Genomic DNA, 22531 nt, shown 5'->3' on the forward strand with positions numbered 1-22531 from the left:
TCAGGTGCCCGCCTTTTTTATACTCGGCAGCAACAATCATCGCCCGGCGCCATACGCCTGAATATATTGCTGTAAAGTTTTTTCATTGCGGCGAATAAAATCAATATCCGCCTGTGGAACTGCCAATACAGCAGGGTCAGCTTTTTCTTTTAATTGCTTGGCTTGATCTTCCGTCACTTTACCCAAATCGCCAAACAAAAAGTAAGCGGCAATTGCATTACCTAACTTGGTGCTTAACCGCATATATTCACCCACTGATTTCCAACCGTACTGTCGAACTATGCTATCAGCCTGCCCCAACAAATTCTCCTCACGCAGCACCAATTCAATGTACTGATCCTGCTCTATCGAAGAGAGAGCTTCAAATGTTTTAAATGATTCTGGAGTGAGGTGGCGAGCATCAATAGCCTGTATCAGTGGTGCCATATCGCGGTTGCTTTTCATCCAGCGATTAACCGATTGCACATTCAGGTTATTGTTGTCGGGCAACAATTGCGCATGGCTTGACATCGCCACCAATACTATTAAAAAAACACTGAGAAACTGAGTTATACATTTCATTGTGTTTACCGCCTTATCAAGAAACACGCAAGCTAATGGCGGCGGTCAGCGACCAAATCCAAAAGAAAAAGAATACTAAAAATGGGGTAAGAATACCCAATGACAAACCTGCCACCCCCTTCCCTTCATAAAAGGGAAAAAACACAAAGAGTGTGATCAGGGTAGGAATCAAGGCAATCACGAAGCTACGCGCAAATATACTGCTCGCATAAATCGGCAACAAAAACAAAAACCCCCACAAACCACCCCATACAATGCGTGGGTACATCCAATGCGGGGAGAGAGAACCTGCAAGCCGTACATTTAACGATTGGGTAATGCCGTAATAACTAAATAGCCACATAACCACACACATGACCAACCCACCCAAACAACCTGCCCCAAATACCGTTAATGTATTTCTCATAAAAGCTCACTCGCACAATGACTGATGTATAACGACAGCGAAGGTCCAAACCCGACATAACACCTGACAGGAATAGCCCCCTCTATTTAGTGGACGACAGTGTAGCACCGCAAATTAACACTTGGTTACACGAAGTCTGCAGTTTGAGCTGTTACAATAGCGGCTCAGTTTTTAGTCAGCCCTTCTTATTTATTACCGGCGATTGCATTATGTTTCGTTTTTTTGAAAGCCTGATAAAGCCCTTCCCTCCGCAAGAACCCACTAGCCCACCCAAAACGCTCTATGCATTTTGCCGGCACTATAGCCGGGGCGCGGAATTTTATTTGATTGCCATGGCCGTATTTACCGGCCTCATTGCGATTTTAGAAGTCTCGCTGTTCGGCTTTCTTGGCAATTTAGTGGATTCGCTTAATCAGCACACACCGGCTGTTTTTTGGGCGGAATCCCGGCAGGAATTAATCTGGATGGCGGTTATCCTGTTAATCGGTTTACCCGTTTCAGTATTAATGCACTCATTAATCATGCACCAAACTTTGCTGGGCAATTTTCCCATGCGCATTCGCTGGCAAGCACACCGCTACCTGCTGGGACAGAGCTATCAGTTTTATCAAAATGAATTTGCGGGCCGTGTAGCGACCAAAGTGATGCAAACGGCGCTGGCAGTACGCGAAACTATTATGAAGCTACTGGATGTACTGCTTTATGTAATGGTGTACTTCAGCAGCATTCTGGTATTAGCCTTTTCGCTGGATTGGCGCCTAGCGCTCCCCTTAATTGTTTGGTTTTTTGTGTACTGTGGCCTGCTCTATTACTTTTTGCCACGCCTCTCTCAAATTTCTACTGCGCAAGCCCATGCACGCTCGGATATGACAGGCCGCCTGGTGGATACCTATACCAATATTTCTACGGTGAAATTATTCTCCCACTCCAATCGCGAGGCCGATTACGCCAAAAAAGGCATGGAATATTTTTTAACAACAGTTCACCCACAAATGCGCCTTGCCACCCTACTCGGCACCAGCGTATGGGTTATTAGTGTGATCCTTATTTTCTCCATTGCTGCCACCTCGCTTTGGCTATGGTCAAACGCAGCGATTACAACCGGAGCCATTGCTGCGGCCATTGGTTTGGTATTGCGTTTAAACGGTATGGCGCAATGGATTATGTGGGAAGTGTCTGCACTATTTGAAAACATTGGCACCGCGCGCGATGGCTTAAACACCTTGTCCATTCCCCGCGAAGTGCAGGACAAACCCAATGCCAAGCCGTTACTTATCCAACACAGTGCAATTGACTTTAAATCGGTAAACTTTAACTACGGCAAACACGAAGGTTTGCTGAATAACTTTAACCTGCACATTAATGCCGGTGAAAAAATTGGCCTGGTTGGTCGCTCCGGCGCGGGCAAATCCACTCTGGTGAATTTATTGCTGCGGTTTTACGATGTGGACAGCGGCAGCATATTAATCGACCAACAAAATATCGCCGACGTGAAACAAGAAAGTTTACGCGCACAAATTGGTATGGTGACGCAGGACACCTCGCTCCTGCACCGCTCTATTCGCGACAACCTGCTCTACGGTAAACCAGACGCTACCGAAGCAGAAATGGTTCAAGCAGCACAGCAAGCGGAAGCGCATGATTTTATTATGGGTCTCAGCGATAACGAAGGCCGCACCGGCTATGACGCCCATGTGGGCGAGCGCGGTGTAAAACTATCAGGTGGGCAGCGCCAGCGCATTGCTATAGCGCGGGTGCTCATTAAAAACGCACCCATTTTGATTATGGATGAAGCTACATCAGCACTCGACTCCGAGGTGGAAGCCGCCATCCAAACCAATTTAACCACGCTAATGCAAGGCAAGACTGTAATCGCAATCGCGCACCGTTTATCCACCATCGCGGCGCTGGATCGTTTAATCGTGTTGGATAAAGGCCAAATTATTGAACAGGGAACCCACAATGAATTGATTGCATTAGGCGGTGTGTATGCGCATTTGTGGGCACATCAGTCAGGCGGATTCCTGGGAGAGTTCTAGCACGTTTTTGAAATCATTTTCATTGTGATAAATGTGGCGGGTTGCTGCGCGAACCCGCCCTACTTACACACACAGCTACTTCTTGGCGAAATGTAAATCCCATATCACCAACAAAATTCCAATCAAAAAACCCACGTGGGCTAATACCGCACCCACCGCAAATAACCAACCCAAAAATACCGGGCCACCATCATCAGGGCCAAACAAACTGTACAGCATGATCGGCGCTGCACTTGCCAGCACCAACATCAAACTTAACGCAATTATTTTTATACCGCGCGGCGATTTACTATGCAGCACCATGCGGATGGGATTCCACATAGCCCTTACCACATCAAATCGTCAGGAATGACGTAGTCTTTATAGGGATCATCTTCATCCACTTTATTGTCTTGCTTGGTATTGGCAACCACCACAAATTTATCATCGCGCTGTGCTATTTTGTCAGCAACGATACGCGGCACCAGCTCGTAACCTTCACCCAATTTCACTACCGCTAATAAACCCCGCGCAATTTGCTCCAGCACCAAAGGCGATACCCGCATTTTCTTGATGAGCTTACCATCGGTAAAGTTGTACTCCACATCGCCATTACCCGCACCTTTAGATTGGCGATGATTTTCGATCAGCTGTTTAATTTGCGCAGCAATGGCTTTTTGTTGCAACTCCAAATCGCGCTGGCGATTTAATTCGCGGTCGCGCTCGATTTTTTCCAACCGCGCCTGCTCGGCCGATTGTTTTACTTCATCTATCACTTCTTCGCTGGAGCGGCGCGCCACATTGGTTTCTTTGCGTTTCTCTTTGTTGGCCTGTTTGGCTTTTTTGGCATCAATCAAACCGGCTTTTAATAGTTGGTCTTGCAAGGAGGCCATAATAAATTCTGCTCAAAAAATTAAGTTGTTGAATTAAGTTGTTGGATAGGCATTTGCCGGGTAATGCGCCCTCACCCACGCAGCACGTTTGGCAATCGCACGGCGTTTTTCATCGCTCTGCGCGTCCAGGTGTTTTACCTGTAACGCGAGGCGCGGATGCTTGACGAATTTTTCGCGATGTTTGGCGAGAAATTCCCAGTACAGCGTGGTAAAGGGGCAAGCATTTTCCGTTTCAGCAGCATCGGGCTGGTAAACACAGCCATCGCAGTAATTGCTCATTTTGGCAATGTAGCGACCAGTGGCAATGTAGGGCTTGGACGCCATTATGCCACCATCGGCGTACTGGCTCATCCCCAATACATTGGGCAATTCCACCCATTCCACCGCATCCACATACATAGCGAGATACCAAGCGTGAATTTGCTGCGGTTGCACCTGCCACAGCTGGGCAAATAAACCGGTCACCATTAACCGCTGGATGTGGTGCCCATAGCCGTGATCCAATACTTGTTTGATGCTCTGCGCCAAGCAGTTCATGTCCACCGCACCGGTCCAGTAAAAATCCGGTAGGTTGTGCTGGGCGTCCAGCGCATTCATGGTTTGCCACTGCGGCATCAAGCTCCAATAAAGTCCGCGCACGTACTCGCGCCAGCCGAGAATCTGACGAATAAAACCCTCCACGGCATTTAAAGGCACAGCTCCTTTTTGATAGGCGCGCTCGGCGGCGGTGATCACCTCCAGAGGCGAGAGCAGTTTGAGATTAAGTGCCGCCGATAAGCGCGAGTGGTAGAGCCAGGGTTCGTTAGTCCACATGGCATCCTGATATTCACCAAACAGCGGCAGATTTTTGTCGATAAAAAAGTCCAACAATTGCAGCGCCTGGTTGCGATTAACCGGCCAGCCAAAACTGATTAAATTACCAGGATTAGTGGGGAAGAATCGCTCAATTGTCGCGATGGCACTCTGGGTCACGGCATCAGCCGGAAATACTAATGCGGCATCCAGCAAGCCAGGGCCTTGCGCCGAAAAGGACCCGCGATTGTCTTTATCGTAATTCCACTCGCCGCCTTCGGGCTGATCACCGCGCATTAAAATGCCGGTGCGCTTGCGCAATTGGCGATACCAATATTCCATACGCCACTGTTTTTTACCTTTTTGCCAAGCGGTAAATTCGCCGGGTTGGGCGATGAAATGATTATCCGCCAGCAGCTCCAACGGCAGATGGTGTTCGGTGCAAAAGCGCCGGAAGGCTTGCAGCACCCGATGATCCCCCGGCAACACCAAACGCAGTTGTGCAGGCTGATAGTGCGCCAGCGTTGCTGCAAGCGCAGCGGAAAAATCGCGTAGGCAAAGCTCATCCAGCGAAATGTAATGCAGCGGCAATTTTTCATCGCGTAGGATTTGTGCAAAGTGTCGCATGGCCGCCAGAAACATCACACTGCGCTGTTTATTGGAGGGAACATGGGTACTTTCGCCCTGCACTTCTGCCATCCACAACAGATCTTGTCCGGGATCAAAATCATCAAACAACGCACTATCGCAATTGAGTTGGTCGCCCAAAATCACACACAAGCGGCGAATATTTGCAGGGGGGTTGTCGCTTGTGGGCGCAGTTTTTGTAGCAGGCTTAGTCATTGATTGGTTTTATCCTTGGTTTTTCGCGCGGAACTAGCGCAAGCTTTGGAACAATATTTAACCTCTTGCCACACCCGCTCCCATTTCTTGCGCCAGCTAAAAGGGCGCTGGCAGTGAACGCAGATTTTCTCGGGTAAATGTTGTTTTTTCATAATGTCATCTATACGTGCCGGGGCGTTTTGCTAATACGAAAGCGCCGCCTGCTGGTATCATTCGCGCCTTATTTATCCTCGTGTAAACCTGACTATGCCAACCAACACCATCAAACGCTGGGACATATTTTGCCGTGTGATCGACAATTTTGGTGATATTGGCGTGTGCTGGCGCTTGGCGCGCCAGTTGGCGGCGGAGCATCAACAGCAGGTACGTTTATGGGTGGATGATATTGCATCGCTAAAACGCATCTGGCCAGAGACCAATATGCAAGAACATCAGCAGCTGGAAGGTGTAGAAGTGCGCATCTGGCATGCGGCGTTTGATGCATCAACTCAGCCCGCCGACGTAGTAATTGAAGCCTTTGCCTGTGATATTCCAGACACTTACCTACAAACAATGGCGAAACTCAAGGCCAGCGGCAAAGCGCCGGTTTGGATCAATCTGGAATACCTGAGCGCTGAGCCTTGGGTAGCAGAATGCCATGGCATGGCCTCCGTTCACCCAGCCACAGGCTTGCGCAAAACCTTTTTCTTTCCTGGCTTCAGTGCGCCTACTGGCGGTTTGTTGCGGGAGCAAAACCTGCTTAGCCAGCGCGATGCATTTTTTCGGTCGCAGTGGCTTAATCAGATGAACATAGACCCAGCACCCAACAGTCTGCTGATCTCCCTGTTTGCTTACGAGAATCCCGCCATTGGTGGTTTACTAGCCGCGTGGAAGCAGTCATCACAACCAATCCACTGCTTGGTACCGGAAGGGAAAATTCTCAGCAGTATTAATCAACACTTGGGTAAAACCCTGGTCTGTGGCGATATTTATCAATCCGGCAGCCTGACAGTGCAAGTCATCCCTTTTCTCACCCAGACCGAATACGACAAGTTGCTCTGGGCCTGCGACATTAACTTTGTCAGGGGTGAGGATTCTTTCATCCGCGCCCAGTGGGCCGGAAAACCGGTGGTATGGCATATCTATGTGCAAGATGACGATGCACATCTGGTCAAATTACAGGCATTTTTAGCCGTCTATGTACCCAAAGATCAGGCGCTCAGGTCGGCCATAACCCAATTCTGGCTCGATTGGAATGAAGCCGGACATACCGATAGCAGCTGGATCACCTTGATAAACCTGCTGCCCGCATGGCAGGAGCACTGCAAAACCTGGACTCAGGCACTGAGCGAAACACCGGATTTAGCACAACAACTATGCAACCATTGCCTGGCAATGCCGGGCTAAAAAAGCACTACAGAAAAACACCAAAGAACTGTATAGTAGCGCGCCGATTTCAAACCCGGGACCTCTGGGGGCTTAAGGCCCGCGCGCTCTGCGAACCAAGGCTTCCCTCCTATTCGTTAACCATTGCAAACTGGGATTTACCATGAAAAATGCTCAAGAATGCCGCGCAGGCAACGTTCTGATGATCGACGGCTCACCCTGGGTTGTTCAAAAAGCGGAATACAACAAATCCGGCCGTAACTCTGCCGTAGTTAAAATGAAATTGAAAAACCTGCTGAGCGGCATCAACACCGAAACAGTTTACCGTGCAGACGACAAATTCGACGACATTCAACTGGATCGTAAAGAAGTAACCTACTCCTACTACGCCGACCCAATGTACGTATTTATGGACCCAGAGTTCAATCAATACGAAGTAACTGCTGAAGAATTGGGCGACCTGTTGCCCTGGATGGAAGACGGCATGGAAGACGTATGTGATGCGGTGTTCTACGACGGTAAAGTAATCTCCGTAACTCCACCTAACGCCATCACTCGCGAAGTGGCTTACACCGAACCTGCAGTACGTGGCGACACCTCAGGTAAAGTGATGAAGACCGCCAAACTCAACAACGGCACCGAACTGCAAGTGGCGGCGTTTGTTGAAATCGGTCAAAAGATTATCATCGACACCCGTACTGGCGAATACAAGTCTCGCGCTTAATCGCAGAGCTGTATCGCAGTTAAAAAATGGCGCCCTTGTGGCGCCATTTTTATTGGTGTGTGGTATTGAACTATTTTTGTTGTTGAATATCTATCCATTTGTGTTTTTACTGACATCAGGATTTTAGTGTTAACAACAATAGGAAATATCATGCACACAATATCTTCACTCAAACTTTTACTTTCCCTTTCCCTCGCCTCACTAATTTCGTCTGCCCATGCCGATAGCTTGCACGACCTGCAACAAGCACTAAAAAAGTTTGAACAAAATTCACCGTTCAGTGCTCAAGTGACTGCCAGCGTGAAAAACCAAAACAAAGAAGGCGACGATCACAATATCAAAGAAGGCCTTGCCCAATTTGCGGTAGAACAAAACCCAGCGGGGTTACACATCCGCTATTCACCGGAACTACTCAGCAATATCGACCGGGAAACTGAAGCCAAAAAACAAAACCCACAAGCATCAACCCCCACAACCGAAGCGATGAATCGTTTCAACTATTCGGAAATCAGCATACTACTCAACCCCGTACGCGATATCGGAGACGATTTAAGCAAAGCACAATTAGTGAAGGAAGAACACGTCATCTACAACGGAAAATCCGCGCGTTTACTTCACCTACAAATTCCGCTTGAAAACCTGAGCGAAGAAGAGCGCAAAAATCTCAAAAAATACCGTACCGACCTGCAGTTCTGGATTGACGAAAATGGCACCCCGCTCGCGAGCCGCTCAACCGGAAAAGGCTCTGGTCGTTTTGCGCTAGTCATCGGATTTGAGTTTCATTTTGATGTTGAAAAAACCTATATCACCCAAGGCAACCGATTATTGGTTGCAAAGCTTTCATCGACATCCGGCAGCAGTGGTGCCGGTATGGATACTAACGAAGCGATCACGGCAAGTTTGAAATTGCTGAATTAGCCCAAGTGCACGCGGAATTATTTTTAGATGATAGTGGTCAATTTTTTATTTTCGCAGCGCCCAAAAGAGTCGAGGCAACAACAACGCCAATAAAATCACCCCAAATAATACCGCCTCAAAATAACTGGAACGCACCTGCATAAACACATGCACCCAGGCAAGAATTGCAATTAAGTAAATACTTTTATGCAGTCGTATCCAGTTATTCCCCAAGCGTCGCATCATTGATTTAGTTGAAGTAATTCCCAACACAACCAACAAAATAACAGCAGGGATAGTAACCAGAATATAAGGCCGCTCGACCAATTCTTTTCCGAAGCGAGAAAAGTCCAACCCTAAAATAAAAACCAGAAAAGCAAGTACATGCAAAACGGCATAAAAAAGTGTAAATTGGCCCAACATACGCCGATGGGGTTGCAACCAGCGGAAGTGAAAACTTTTGAAATTGATAAAACGCCGCAGCGGTGTTACGGCAAGGGTGATAAACAAAAAATAGATTGTCCACTCACCCGTAAACAACACAATGGTTTTAGCTGGATCTGCACCCAGCTGATTTGTCAGTGTTTTATAAACAATAAATACCAGTGGAATCAATGAGAGGAAAAAAATCAGAACTCGTCGCCACAATACAGGCATAACAATCACTCTCAATAAAATTTACGCAAATCCATATCTTTATACAGATGCGCCACCTGCTCCGCGTAACCATTAAACAATTGCGTAGGAATAATGTTCGGGCGCAATAAACCGCTCGGCAAACGTCGCTCTTCCGCTTGACTCCAGCGTGGATGACTCACTGAAGGGTTTACGTTAGCGTAAAAACCGTACTCATCAGGCGCGAGCATACTCCAGGTGGTTTTAGGTTGCTTTTCGGTGAACTCGATTTTCACAATGGATTTGATGTATTTGAAACCATATTTCCACGGCACTACCAAACGCAGCGGCGCACCGTTTTGATTAGGCAACACCTTGCCATACAAACCCACCGCCAAGGTGGTTAAGGGGTGCATGGCTTCATCCATGCGTAAACCTTCGCGGTATGGCCAATCGATGGTGCTAAAACGGCTTTTTTGCCCGGGCATTTCTGAGGGACGCTCAAGCGTGGTGAACGCCACATATTTTGCTTTACTGGTTGGCTCAGCGCGCTTAATTAAATCGGCCAGTGAAAAACCCACCCAGGGCACCACCATTGACCATGCCTCGACACAGCGCAAGCGATAAACCCGCTCTTCCAGTGCAATACCTTTTAATAAATCTTCCAGTGCAAAGGTGCCGGGCTTGCCAACCTCACCCGCTATTTCAACTGTCCAGGGATTTGTTGTTAACACATGGGCTTTTGCGGCGGGATCCGTTTTTTCGTAGCCGTATTCATAAAAATTGTTGTAACCAGTAATGTGCTCGTAAGGCGTAAGCGCATCAGGGATAACTTCCTTATTCGAACTTGCCTCAGCGATTTGTTGTTTTAGCCAATCAGGCCCTTTTACTTCTGCCTCAGTCACCTGACCAGGTGCCGCTAAAATACCCGGCGCGGCGGCCACACCAACACCCAGTGCAGCAACACTCATCGCACCGCGCATAAAATCGCGGCGCGCGTTATAGATTGCTTCAGGGGTAATTTCGGAAGATGGGATATCGCTTGGTCGCTTGATAATCATATTGACCTCGGTAATGCGGAAGGATTTGCTCTATAGACTCACGGCAGACACATTTGTTACTTGAGCAGCGCAAAAACATAATTTCTGCCGTTGTGGTCGCACACAAAATAGCGATCACCCAAGGTGTCACAGTCTGTGATGCTCAACGCCGGAGGTACACTAACTGACTCGCTGACGGCCATCGCTGCCTTATCTTTCTTAAGAAAGCCAAACATAGTTTCAAAACGTTGCGCGAAATCCAATCCTTTGGTTTGTAAATCTTGATAAAGATAGGCGAACTTTCGATAAGTCATGGTCACCGCACACAGGCCAATTTCACACATTTTGTCGATGTATTTTTCGTAGCTCGCCGCTAGCGTCACTGAACTACCTTTCACGTTCGGCAACGCCATAGTGTTATAGGCGTCTAGCGCACCAGCCGCGAGACGGTGATTGGCTTTATTCCCTAATAGTTCGTAGTTGGTGTCAACACAGCGAATGTGACGCCCTTGTAATTCACACGCTGACGAATTCATAGGGCTTGATTCGATCAAATTATTACGTGCAGAAACAACACGTGGTTCACCGATAGAAGAACGAACGGAAGTAGGCGCAAGGGTTGGGGCTAGATTGGCAGGCAATAGCGCTGGGGATAATTTTTTTACCGGTGCGGGTAACTTGATTGCATTGCGTTCTGCCGGGCGTTTTAACAGCGAAAACTGAACCTGTTCGTTATTCTTTTTAAATTGATGAAACGGCGGTAAATTTTTAAGTTGTGCTTTGGCTTGCAACTGACAATAGACTTGCTCGTAATAGGTTTCGGCCGAGGCAAAACAAAAGGTGTCCGCCTTGGCGCCACTAGTCAGTAACCATAAAAAAATGATACTGAAACAATAATGACGCATGGGCATTCACCTTTTTATCTATTAATGCGTAATCAACCAACATTGGTGGATTTTAGGGTTGCGTTTAAAATCCTCATCAATCGTTTGTGCGCTGATATCCTTAATAGTGAAACCGCTGAGCGCATCGGCATCCAATTTAAAACTGCGCAGATTGTTAGAGAAAATCAGCGTACCGCCCTCTGCAAGTGAACGCATGGCATTGTTGATCATACCCACATGATCGCGCTGCACGTCCAACACATCTTCCATCCGTTTTGAGTTGGAAAAGCTGGGCGGGTCGAGCAGAATCAAATCAAATTGCTGATCGTTATCTTCCAGCCACTGTAAACAATCTGCCTGCTCCAAACGGTTGCGCGATTCACTCAAACCATTTAACGCATAATTCTTACGCGCCCAATTCAAGTAAGTGTTAGACATATCCACACTCACGGTATAACGCGCGCCCGCCATGGCGGCGTGTACACTTGCGGTTGCGGTGTAGCAAAACAGGTTCAGGAAACGTTTGTCTTTAGCCATATTCGCAATCATCAAACGCACAGGGCGATGATCGAGGAACAAACCGGTATCCAAATACTGCCACATATTGATGTGCAGTTTGGCCTGCCCTTCCTGCACACTAAACACATCACCTGTCGGGCGCTCACTGATTTTTTCGTACTGACTGGTGCCCTTATTGCGGCGGCGTTGTTTGTAGCTGATATTTGCGGCGGGAATATCCAGCACAAATGGTACGGCCATTTCAATTTCAGCAAAACGCTGTGCGGCGCGATCTTCATCGACCGATTTGGGCGCCGCGTATTCCTGTACATGGGCGTAAAGTTGCGGAGCATGATAGGACTGGGTTTGACCGCGATAAATATCAATGGCAGCCGAATATTCCGGCATATCTGCATCGTATAAACGGTAGCAACTGATATCGTTTTTCTTCGCCCACTTTTCCAATTGTTTGAGGTTTTTTTGCAGGCGATTTACCAGCATCTGCGCGCCATTAGACAAGGCAGCAGCTTGCTCTTTTTTGTTTTCGATTTTGACGCGCTGTTCTGCTTCTTTGCGCTCTGTATCATCTTTACTAAAACGCGCATCCTGTTCAACACGGCTTTGCACAAACGCCTCGCTGCTGATGCTAAACATCAACAGTTCGCTGGGGATGGTGCCATTAAAGAATTTGTATTTTTTATCGGCGCGCAAACCCATTTGTTTGCCCAGTTCCGGGTTACCGGTAAACACACCCGCACGCCAACCTTGGAATTCATTGCGCAACCGCTCGCCCAAGTGGGCATACAATAATTTTAGCGATTCAATTTCACCCAAGCGCTCACCGTAAGGCGGGTTGCTAAGCACCAAACCAAATTCCATTGTTTTATTGTGCGTCGGTTTAACAAAATCGGCCAATTCTTTGCGGCTCACACGCAACCAGTGATCCAACTCGGCGCTGACAATATTTTCTTCTGCCGCGCGAATCACTTTTATATCGGCGTCATAGCCGCGAATTTCCGGTAAATTTTCACGCGCGAGGCCGATTTTTTTGCGCTCGAACGCTTCATCGCGCAACGCCAGCCAAATGTCATTGCGATGATTCAACCAGCGCTCAAAACCAAAACTGCCGCGCAACAAGCCGGGCGCAATATCCGCTGCTATTAACGCCGCTTCAATCAAAATTGTTCCAGAGCCACACATAGGGTCCAGCAGCGCACCACCTTGCGCGGCAATCTCTGGCCAACCGGCGCGAATCAAAATACCCGCTGCCAGATTTTCCTTCATAGGCGCACTGCCCTGTTTAATGCGGTAACCGCGGCGATGCAGACTGTCGCCCGACAAATCGATACTGACAATTACTTTGCTCTTGGATAGACGCACATTTACCCGCAAATCCGGGTCGCGTTTGGCGACGGAGGGGCGCTCGCCGCTGAAATCGCGCAGACAATCGACAATCGCATCTTTTACTTTTACCGCGCCAAACTGGGTATTACGGATCGCATCGTTAGTGCCAATAAAATCCACTAACAGGCTACCACTCGGGCTTAAATGCTCCTCCCAGCGCAACTCACGTACACCGTCATAGAGTTCTTCCTGACTATTGGCCTCGAAACTTGCAAGCGGTAGTAACACCTTATTGGCCAAACGCGACCAGAGGCAGACCCGGTACGCCAGCTCTATATCGCCAGAAAAATAGATGCCCGCAACCGTCTCGCGCAGGTCTTCTGCGCCAAGGGTTTGCAGCTCGGTATAGAGCAAGCCTTCCAGCCCTTTGGGGCAGGTAGCGAAATATTGATATGTCATTAATGTTTCCAATATGAACTTTTCTGAACCACACCTGACTAAACAAAGGTGTTTGTCATTAAGTTGTCAAATACATTTGCTAGGCCGATATGCCATATAGAACGGCCTATGTATAAAAATTTAATCGTTCACGACGCAGGTTAAATCTGGTGTACTCACCCAACCTGTTAACGCTAAGGAGAATCCAAGAACCAGTCAGACCGGCAAGTGAAAGACCGCAACACCGCTTTCGTCGATAACTAAAACCTATCGATAATCCACAACTTAGAGGTGCTATAACTGATGAAACGTCAAAAACGTGACCAAACAGAACGCGCATTTGTAAAAGGGTATCAAGCAGGTATTGATGGGCGTTCAAAAAGTCTTTGCCCCCATGAAACAGGCCAAGCTCGCCAACAATGGCTAAATGGCTGGCGCGAGTCGCGCATTGATCAATGGGATGGCTACAGCCGTTTGGCACAGGTTCAAAAGGTTAACAACATTCAACCCATGGCCATGAGTGGCTAATGTTTAACTCGCCTTATTGGCATCGAACACAGTCCTACAAATTTTTTACCCAATCATGTTAAATGAATAAGCCCGCTACTGCGGGCTTTGTTCTATTCAGGGCATTAATTGTCGATTTATAACACAGCAGTTTGACCAGCCCTACCAACTTACAGACCTTTTTGATAACTGGCGATCCCTTGCGCGGCGCGTGCAATCAGCGCAGGGCCTTCGTAAATAAATCCACTGTAAATTTGTACCAGGCTGGCTCCAGCGCGGATTTTATCGGCGGCACTCGCGCCATCCAAAATCCCGCCTACGCCAATAATTGGCAACTTCCCGCCCAGGCAAGCATTGAGGGTTTTGATCACATAAGTGCTCTTATCGCGCACAGGCAAACCACTCAGACCACCGGCCTCATTGCCATTTTCATACTCTTCCACACCCACGCGGGTGATGGTGGTATTAGTAGCGATAACGCCATCCATACCTTCTTGCAACAGAATACCAGCAACTTGGTGGATTTCGCCTTCATCCATATCCGGGGCGATTTTTACCGCGATAGGTACATAGCGACCGGTTGCCTTGTGCAAGGCGGTCTGTTCCGTTTTGAGTGGCGCTAACAATTGCGACAGCGAGTCGCCAAATTGCAAGTTGCGTAGACCGGGAGTATTGGGTGACGAAATATTCACAGTGATGTAATCAGCGTAGTCATAGACTTTACGCAGGCAGGTCAAATAATCATCTACCGCATTTTCAACGGGCGTTACCGCATTTTTACCGATGTTAATGCCGAGGATCCCGTTATAACGGCGTTTTTTAACCTGCGCGACCAAGTGGTCAACACCCTTATTGTTAAACCCCATGCGATTAATAATCGCTTGGGCTTCAGGAATGCGAAACAAACGCGGTTGCGGATTGCCGGGCTGCGGGCGCGGAGTAATAGTGCCAATCTCCACAAAACCAAAACCTAAGGCGCCAAGCGCATTAAAATAATCACCATTTTTATCCAAGCCTGCGGCAAGCCCAACCGGGTTGTCAAAGCTTAGCCCCATAACCTGCACCGGGTTGCTAGGCACCTTGCTGGTAAACAGACTCAAGAGACGCAAGCGCTCAGCGGCGCCGAGCATATCCAGGCTGAGTTCATGGGAGGTTTCGGCGTCGAAGCGGAATAATACATCGCGAATATGCTGATACATGGCAGGCTCTTGGCAGATCAATAAAGGGAGTCAAAACAGGGCGCAAGGATACTGGATTACAGCCCCCAAATCACCCCAAACCTTGAGTTTATCCACCCAGGCGCTGGATGGATTGAAAGCGATTATCCTCATCAAAATTAATTTGAAATGTGCCGCGCACCCCATTGTGCAACACAAACGGCCGCAAAATACCCGCCGGAAAACGAATACTGCGGCCATCTATACTCTGGGCAAAAACGGTTTTGGCGCTGCCTTCATACAAGCGCTGAAATTCTTCGGCTGAAATAGCCAAGCTGACTACAATACTTTTCAAGAAAACCCCACAACAAAAAAACAAATACGACAAAACGAAAAGCCATTCTAATCAGATTTTAAATTGCAGGGTATTTTCCAATAGACGATCCGCCCCCTGACGCAGATTCAAACTGTAACCGAGGGTTTTCTGCACCTGATCCAATATATTTTCCGACGAATCGCCCAACTCACGGGTACTGCGCGACATTTGTTCTGCCACTGCCGCTTGTTGTTCGGCAGCGGTAGCGATTTGGGTATTTAAATCGCGCAACATTTCCACACTGTGCACTATTTGTTGCAGCGACTCACCGGCACTGGCGGCACTTTGCACCGAACTCTGGGCGCCGTCAAAACTCTGCAAAATAATATCCACCGCTTTACCCGCACGCTGCTGTAATTTCTCAATCACAGCGCGGATTTCCGCCGTTGAATCCTGGGTACGTTTTGCCAGCGAACGCACCTCATCGGCCACCACTGCAAACCCTCTACCCTGCTCACCTGCGCGCGCTGCTTCTATCGCCGCATTCAGTGCAAGCAAATTCGTCTGCTCGGCAATACTGCGAATTACCTCCAGCACCGCACTGATGTCCGCCACATCGCGTTGCAATTCAGTGATGATTGTTTTGGCTTCACCCACATCACTTCCCAAACGGTTGATGACCGCTATAGCCTCATTCACGCGTGCGCGCCCTTCAATTGCCGTGTCGCGTGCAATATCGGTAGCGGAGCTGGCCTCCACGCAGGTGCGGGCCACTTCGCGCACAGTAGCCGCCATTTCAGTGGCCGCCGACGCAGACTGTTGGGTCTGGTTATTCTGCTGATCCAACTCACCTTTAGTGACGTCTGTTACGGCTTGTAGCTCAACCGATAATTTATTAACTTGATCTGCCGACCCTTGGATATTATTGATCAAGCGCGATACCTGATTCACCATCGCGGCCAGATTATCAGCAACTTCACCGATGACATCCTTGCTGCTCACCTGCAAGGTCTCAGAAAAATTACCGTTTTTGAGCGATTGTGTCAGGTTGTTTACGGAGTGCACGCTGGCATTGAGTGCAGCGAGAATTCCCATCGCAACATAGCACCCCAGAATCACGCTCCCCAAGGCTACTGCTAACAGCAGTAGCCGCGTATCGGCAGCTTGTGCACGTGCAGTTGTTGCACTGCGCATCAACTGCTCGCTGGCAAGCACGTCCACTGCGGCCAGCGCATCAATCACTGTTGTTGCCTGCGCAAAAAACACGCTATTAGTGACAACGGGCGATGCAGGTGCGAGCGCATCTTGTAGCAGCATAGAATCAAAAAGAGCAGCGGATTTATTGAATTTATCGACTGATGTTGAAAAATAATTGGCGAGGGTTTGATCCTGATTTAACAACTGGATTTGCTGCTCAAAACTGGTCAATGCTCTCTTTACGCCAAAATGCAACCCAACCAATGTTGCGCGTTCCTCAGATGTAATTACCTGATCGGTCAAGGCACCGGCACCACGCCCCCGCAACTGCCCGAGCAATTCCTGGAGTTCAGGAATTTGAAACAGGGTTAATTGCGAGAGGTAATAATTGTCGCGCGTGGATTGCAGTTCAATATCAAAATAATCCACCAGTAATTTAATATCAGCTTGCACGCGCGCGACTAACTGCGTGTGCCCGATAAAACTTTTTGCAGCATCTTTCTCGATAGCCGCCAATTTTAGTGCGCGCCAGGATTGCTCTATTTCTGATAATGCAGAATTAAATGCAGTAGTTTCATCAATACGCTTGATTACCAATGCAAAGTCCTGATCCAGCTTTTGCTCAAGCTGCTGCAGAGCTGGTGCTTTATCGCTTGCTCCTGCCAGATACTGCGCCATGAGGCCGCGATGTTGCGCCAACCCAAGAGCGATAGGTTTTACCGCGAGTATCAATTCCACACCGGTTTGGGTGCGCACCGCCGCCGCAACCGTACGATTATTTTGCAACCATTGCTGGCTTAACAACCACACAAATGGCAACAGAAAAATAAGTACAATGGTGAGCAATTTGCTGGAGAAAGACATTTTATTTGCCAGCTGAACGGCTGGCGCAAAGAGACTGGACATAGCTATTCCCTGATAACAGTTAACAATAAAATAAACAGCGGGCATACCGCACCGCCGAGTTAATCACGCACAATTGTCCAGCGTCTCGCAGTGCTGGGTAGCTTGTGCCAAGTCCAACAGGTCACGCAGCGCGACTGCAATCATCGCAAAATCGGTTCCATTGGCGGCCTGTAATTCATTGACCATGGATTTCCAACGCGCAATTAATAATTGATGCTGCGCACTCCAGCGCTCAATAAGCTGCTCCAAATCCATCGTATCTTCCATCAACCTTACTAACGCCACACTCAGATTGCGCAACTGTGATTCCAGGTCGCCCAGGTAGGTTTCGCGCGCCATGGCCTGCCAAAAATTATCCACTGGCAAATTGGAAATCTGTGCAGAAAACCAAGGCAAACTTAAATAATTTCCCAATGCAAAATACACTTTAGCCAAACTTTCCACGGGCTGATTGGCAATGCGCGCGGCCTCTATCACACTTAAACCGGAATAGAGATCCGCTGGGTGTGCCACACGTTTAATAAGCGTTTCTGGTAAACCCAGCGCACGCAAATGGTCTGTAGCGGCCAACCATTCCTGCAATGTCTCACCATTAAGTAAATGCACTAAATTTTCATTGATATGCATCATACCCGGGATAAATAGCTGCACTTCGGTTGCAGGGTTTAAATAACTGCGGCGATTGCGCAAAAACCAGCGTGTCGCGCGGCGAATTTTGCGCATCATGCCGTTAATCATTTGCAACTGCAGTGCAGATGAAATACTGATTGATGTTCGCTCAAGCGCGATTAAAAACTCGGGCATAGCGTAAATATCACGAGCGATTACATAGGCTTTAGCAATATCGTCTACACTCGCACCTGTAGATTCCATCAAGCGCTGCGCAAAACTAATGCCCATGGTATTTACCATATCATTGGCAATTTGCGTGGCGACTATTTCATGGCGCAAACGGTGATTGCGCAACGCCATGGGAAATAACTGCGAAATTTTTTGTGGAAACGCTGTTTCAATAAATGCCGCCATGTAATCATCGTCGGCAATAGCAGCTTGCGCGAGATCTTCTTTTAACACTGCCTTGGCGTAAGAAATGAGGATCGCCAACTCGGGGCGGGTTAAGCCTTTACCTTGTGTTTGTCGCTCCAATAAATTCTCATCACTCGGCAAAAACTCCAATTTGCGATTTAACCGCCCCTGCTGTTGCAAAGCATTCATCATCCGGCGATATTCCGCGCTGCGCGCCAGTGCATCCGACTGCGCCACACTTATTGCTTGCGCTTGACGGCGATTGTTATAGAGCACTAGCTGGGCTACGTTATCGGTCATATCTACCAATAATTGGTTGCGCTGTTTTTGGGTGAGATCACCATTAACGACAATTTCATTTAATAAAATTTTGATATTGACCTCGTGGTCCGAACAATCCACACCACCGGCATTATCAATAAAATCCGTATTGCAGGCGCCACCCTGCAAACAGTATTCGATACGACCGCGCTGAGTCATACCCAAATTACCGCCTTCACCAAATACTTTGCAGCGCAATTGTTCGCCATTAACGCGCAAACTGTCATTGGCCTTATCACCCACCTCGGCATGGGTTTCAGCCGCTGCTTTGACATAAGTGCCTATGCCGCCATTCCAAATTAAATCTACCGGCGCCTGCAATAATTGATGAATAAATTCGGTGGGTGTGAGGTTGGTCGCATCGATTGCAAAACGCGCGCGTATTTGCGGGGTGAGCACAATCACTTTTGCGCTACGCTCAAATACGCCACCGCCTTCGCTGATTAAATGTTTAGCGTAATCACTCCAGCTACTTTTAGGCAGTGCAAACAACCGTTGACGCTCGGCAAAACTGGCGGCAGGGTCAGGTTCGGGGTCGATAAAAATATGCTGATGGTTAAACGCGGCCACCAACTTCAAGGCTGATGAAAGCAACATCCCATTGCCAAATACATCACCCGCCATATCACCAATACCTAACACGGTAATGGGTTGGCTTTGCACATCAATTTCTTTTTCCAAAAAGTGGCGCTGCACGGAAATCCACGCACCGCGTGCGGTAATACCCATACCTTTGTGGTCATAACCCTGACTGCCACCTGAGGCAAAGGCATCCCCCAACCAATGGTTATATTCCTGAGAAATTGTATTGGCGATATCAGAAAAACTGGCGGTACCTTTGTCCGCCGCTACCACCAGGTAAGGATCATTATCGTCGTAACGCACTACATTATTGGGCGTTACCACACTGCCATCAATTAAATTATCGGTAAGGTCTAATAAGCCGCGAATAAACCATTGATAACACGCTATCGCTTCTTGTTGTTGCTGTTCGCGCGTGGCATTGGCAGGCATTTTTTTGCATACAAATCCGCCCTTGGCACCGCTCGGAACAATCACCGCATTTTTAACCTGCTGGGCTTTTACCAAGCCCAACACTTCGGTGCGATAATCCTGCAGGCGATCTGACCAGCGCAAACCACCGCGCGCTACTTTACTGGTGCGCAAATGCACACCTTCCATACGTGTTGCGTACACAAAAATTTCAAACAATGGTCGCGGCTCGGGAACTTCTGCCAAACCTCGCGGTGAAAATTTAATGGAGAGATAAGGTTTATAAGCACCGAGTTCATCGCACTGATAAAAATTGGTGCGCAAACTATTATCGATTAGCGCCATAAAACGACGAATGATGCGATCGTCGTTCAGGTTTTGTACCTGATCCAAATCGCCAACAATGCGCGAGCGAACTGCGTCGATTTGTGCGGCAGTAGATTCACCCTGCACAAGCGGATCAAATTTGTGGTGAAACAATTCAACCAGCTGGCGCGTTAGATCGGCTTGATTCACCAGCGCCGTCGCCATGTAATTAATACTGAAAGGAAATAAGGTTTGATGCATATAATTGGCATAGGCGCGCAGCATCACCACTGAGCGCCAGTGCAAACCTACACTACCCACCAAGGTATTAAACGCATCGTTATCGGCATCGCCCTGCCAAATAGCAATAAAAGCATCGGCAAGTACGGTTTTTAGCGCTGAAAATTCCAGAGTAGATTCTGCTTGATGCGCGAGTTTGAAATCATGCACCCACACCACCTGACCAGAGGTGCTACGAATATCATGAGCACTTTCACTGATAACCCTGAAACCCAAATTCTCCAACACCGGAATAACATCGGACAGTGCCAATGTGGTTGTGGGGTGAAAAATTTTGAACTGTAAACTTGCGCCCTGCTCCTGACCACGCAGCTGGTAAATACTGAGCGCGATAGGTACAACATTTGTGCTGCTGCGCGGTATCTGCTCCAGCAAGGATTGAATTGTGTGAATATCCTGCACAGCGGTGCGCGCATCATATTGCTCCTGATACGCCGACGAAAAAGCATCGCGAAACTCGCGCAACAGTTGGGCACTGGCCTCTTCGCCATGAGCTTCCTGCAGTGCGCCCAGTAAAAAATCTTCCCAAGAGCGGGTGATATTCACAATGCCGGCTTGCAGTGCCGCGACATCCACCTGTAGCGGCACATTTTTATCCAATTTAAATACCAGATAAACCCGAGCCAAAATGGATTCAGAAAAATAGGTGGTAAATTCGCATTCGTGAGAGCCTATGGCCTTGCCAATAAGCTCCTGAATGGCCAAACGAATTTTGGTAGAAAAATAATCGCGCGGCACATAGATAATAAAGTTAATAAATTTGCCAAAGGGATCGCGTCGCATAAATAAGCGCACCATGGAGCGCTCATTAATTCGCGCGACACCCATCAAGGTTTCGTATAGCTCGGCACTGCTGCTCAAAAATATTTCGTTGCGCGGAAAGGTATCCAATAGCTGACGAAAATTTTTGCCATCGTGACTGGATTCCAATAACCCGCTGCGCGCAAACACCTGGGCAACCTTGGTGCTAATCAGTGGGATATTGGCCGGGTTCATCAAATACACTGCTGAAGTGTAGAGCCCGAGAAAACGCGCCTCGCCAATCACTTCACCCTGGGCATTGAAGCGTTTGATGATTACATAATCCGAATAGGCATAACGATGCACGCGTGCGCGCAACGAGGATTTGGAAAACACAATGGGCTGCGGCACCAAATGAAAGCGCGCCATACCTTCGTTGAATAAATCCATCGCTAAGGTTGATGGTGGTGTATCGCGCAGGGCAAAAATCCCCAGTCGCTGGGCGGTAATTTCGCGCAGTGTTTTTTTGCCCTCCAGCTCACAAAATTCGTACTCGGAATAGCCCAGAAACGTGAATTTATCCTCTGTGAGCCAGCGCAAGAAGGCTTTGGTTTCCTGTACATGGGCAACGCAGGCGGCATCCTGCATAAAGTTCAAATTCTGTTCTGCGGCCAATGCGGCGGCGCGCATGGGTTGGTAATCCCTGACCACCTGTTCCACCTCAGCTAATACACTGCGCAAACCGCTGGTGATGGCCGCCAGTTCTTGTGCGTCACTGTGCGCACTGATCTCCATCACGATTAATGCTTCGTGATTTTCCGTGGTCGCTGCACCATTGCGCGCCTGTACGCTGACTAACTGCTGGCCGTCGCGCTCTACTTTCAACACGGTGCTTTTGATGGTGTAAATGGGAATGCCACGGCGATTTACCTCAATGCGCAGCGAATCCACCAAAAACGGCATGTCGCGCTGTAAAACGACCAACACCGTATGGGAACTGACCCAGCCATCCTCGGCCAGGCTTGGGTTAAACAGCCGTATTTTGGGCTGGCGGCGATCGTACAGCGCCATAAACTGCCACCACTGGTACACGCTGCCAAACACATCGCTCAGTCGCTTGCCGAGCAATTCATCAAGCGGATAGTGGTTGAAAAACATGCTGGCAAAATCGCCAAATACTGGCTGTTCTGCGGCAGGTAGCTGCTCGTTGGCATAACGCGTAAATTCTTCCAAAAATTCGGCTGGCTTATGCTGGCTCACCAAAGTACTGTTCATGGCATATGCTCCTGTTTGTGCCGCGACTGAATTCTTTAAGCCTAGTCGAAAAATCACTGTAAACACTTGAAATTACAGGGAACCGACACCAGTAAGAGCAGTCTATTTAGCACTTTTGTGGCGCTGTCGCGCGTGCTCGTAACGCCCTCAGCAATGACTAACCCTTAA

At 48.4% G+C, this 22531-nt stretch carries 19 protein-coding genes; 5 read left to right on the top strand and 14 right to left on the bottom strand.

Translation table 11 applies throughout. The features are described from left to right. Positions 1–36: 36 nt before the first annotated feature. Positions 37–561, bottom strand: coding sequence for a hypothetical protein (locus O59_RS09140; RefSeq protein ID WP_040391800.1), 525 nt, complete (start codon positions 559–561; stop codon positions 37–39). A 16-nt stretch (positions 562–577) separates the two neighbouring features. Further along, a complete protein-coding gene (locus O59_RS09145) occupies positions 578–967 on the bottom strand; it encodes a hypothetical protein (protein ID WP_040391801.1) in 390 nt (129 codons plus the stop codon). A gap of 209 nt (positions 968–1176) precedes the next feature. Between O59_RS09145 and O59_RS09150 the strand changes: the two genes are divergently transcribed. Beyond that, complete coding sequence (locus tag O59_RS09150; RefSeq protein ID WP_040392080.1) at positions 1177–3006, top strand: ABC transporter ATP-binding protein; 1830 nt, start codon at positions 1177–1179, stop codon at positions 3004–3006. Between the two features lie 75 nt (positions 3007–3081). Here O59_RS09150 and O59_RS09155 read toward each other — a convergent pair whose 3' ends face one another. Genes O59_RS09155 through O59_RS21390 form a run of 4 tightly spaced genes read right to left on the bottom strand, consistent with a single transcriptional unit; the run spans position 3082 to position 5665 of the window. After that, positions 3082–3327, bottom strand: a complete 246-nt coding sequence (locus O59_RS09155; RefSeq protein ID WP_007641849.1) for a hypothetical protein — start codon at positions 3325–3327, stop codon at positions 3082–3084. Between the two features lie 5 nt (positions 3328–3332). Further along, positions 3333–3878 (bottom strand): DUF2058 domain-containing protein, encoded by a 546-nt coding sequence (locus O59_RS09160; protein WP_007641851.1) that lies wholly within the window; start codon positions 3876–3878, stop codon positions 3333–3335. A gap of 33 nt (positions 3879–3911) precedes the next feature. Next, positions 3912–5513, bottom strand: a complete 1602-nt coding sequence (locus tag O59_RS09165; RefSeq protein WP_007641853.1) for a cryptochrome/photolyase family protein — start codon at positions 5511–5513, stop codon at positions 3912–3914. Next, positions 5510–5665 (bottom strand): DUF2256 domain-containing protein, encoded by a 156-nt coding sequence (locus tag O59_RS21390; RefSeq protein ID WP_007641854.1) that lies wholly within the window; start codon positions 5663–5665, stop codon positions 5510–5512. The genes O59_RS09165 and O59_RS21390 overlap by 4 nt, the downstream gene beginning before the upstream one ends. 94 nt (positions 5666–5759) lie before the next feature. Here O59_RS21390 and earP point away from each other — a divergent pair, with 94 nt between their 5' ends. The 3 genes from earP (at position 5760) to O59_RS09180 (ending at position 8520) form a co-directional block, all read left to right on the top strand. Beyond that, the gene (gene earP, locus O59_RS09170) at positions 5760–6899 is read left to right on the top strand and encodes an elongation factor P maturation arginine rhamnosyltransferase EarP (RefSeq protein WP_007641855.1); all 1140 of its coding nucleotides are present in this window, start codon (positions 5760–5762) and stop codon (positions 6897–6899) included. A gap of 142 nt (positions 6900–7041) precedes the next feature. Then, positions 7042–7602, top strand: a complete 561-nt coding sequence (gene efp, locus O59_RS09175; RefSeq protein WP_007641857.1) for an elongation factor P — start codon at positions 7042–7044, stop codon at positions 7600–7602. A gap of 150 nt (positions 7603–7752) precedes the next feature. Further along, entirely contained in the window at positions 7753–8520 is a 768-nt protein-coding gene (locus tag O59_RS09180; protein WP_007641859.1) for a hypothetical protein, read from the top strand. Between the two features lie 45 nt (positions 8521–8565). On the opposite strand, the gene O59_RS09185 is transcribed toward O59_RS09180, so the two are convergent. From O59_RS09185 to rlmKL, 4 genes are read right to left on the bottom strand one after another with little or no spacing between them, the layout of a single operon-like run. After that, positions 8566–9156 carry a sulfite oxidase heme-binding subunit YedZ gene (locus O59_RS09185; RefSeq protein WP_040392082.1) on the bottom strand — a complete coding sequence of 197 codons (591 nt, stop codon included), beginning with the start codon at positions 9154–9156 and terminating at the stop codon, positions 8566–8568. 11 nt (positions 9157–9167) lie between these two features. Further along, positions 9168–10175 (bottom strand): protein-methionine-sulfoxide reductase catalytic subunit MsrP, encoded by a 1008-nt coding sequence (msrP, locus tag O59_RS09190; RefSeq protein WP_007641868.1) that lies wholly within the window; start codon positions 10173–10175, stop codon positions 9168–9170. A 56-nt stretch (positions 10176–10231) separates the two neighbouring features. After that, the gene (locus O59_RS09195) at positions 10232–11059 is read right to left on the bottom strand and encodes a hypothetical protein (RefSeq protein ID WP_040391802.1); all 828 of its coding nucleotides are present in this window, start codon (positions 11057–11059) and stop codon (positions 10232–10234) included. Positions 11060–11080: 21 nt separating this feature from the next. After that, positions 11081–13339, bottom strand: coding sequence for a bifunctional 23S rRNA (guanine(2069)-N(7))-methyltransferase RlmK/23S rRNA (guanine(2445)-N(2))-methyltransferase RlmL (gene rlmKL / locus O59_RS09200; RefSeq protein WP_040391804.1), 2259 nt, complete (start codon positions 13337–13339; stop codon positions 11081–11083). Positions 13340–13621: 282 nt separating this feature from the next. Here rlmKL and rmf point away from each other — a divergent pair, with 282 nt between their 5' ends. Beyond that, positions 13622–13846, top strand: coding sequence for a ribosome modulation factor (gene rmf / locus O59_RS09205; protein WP_007641871.1), 225 nt, complete (start codon positions 13622–13624; stop codon positions 13844–13846). Between the two features lie 149 nt (positions 13847–13995). Here rmf and O59_RS09210 read toward each other — a convergent pair whose 3' ends face one another. From O59_RS09210 to O59_RS09225, 4 genes are all read right to left on the bottom strand, one after another. Beyond that, on the bottom strand, positions 13996–15024 hold the full coding sequence (locus O59_RS09210; protein ID WP_007641872.1) for a quinone-dependent dihydroorotate dehydrogenase: 1029 nt from the start codon (positions 15022–15024) through the stop codon (positions 13996–13998). A gap of 88 nt (positions 15025–15112) precedes the next feature. Further along, complete coding sequence (locus O59_RS09215; protein ID WP_007641873.1) at positions 15113–15337, bottom strand: DUF2835 domain-containing protein; 225 nt, start codon at positions 15335–15337, stop codon at positions 15113–15115. Positions 15338–15388: 51 nt separating this feature from the next. Next, on the bottom strand, positions 15389–17401 hold the full coding sequence (locus O59_RS09220; protein ID WP_040391806.1) for a methyl-accepting chemotaxis protein: 2013 nt from the start codon (positions 17399–17401) through the stop codon (positions 15389–15391). 63 nt (positions 17402–17464) lie between these two features. After that, positions 17465–22363, bottom strand: a complete 4899-nt coding sequence (locus tag O59_RS09225; protein ID WP_007641875.1) for an NAD-glutamate dehydrogenase — start codon at positions 22361–22363, stop codon at positions 17465–17467. Positions 22364–22531 lie beyond the last annotated feature (168 nt).

Source organism: Cellvibrio sp. BR (assembly GCF_000263355.1).
Lineage (GTDB): Bacteria > Pseudomonadota > Gammaproteobacteria > Pseudomonadales > Cellvibrionaceae > Cellvibrio.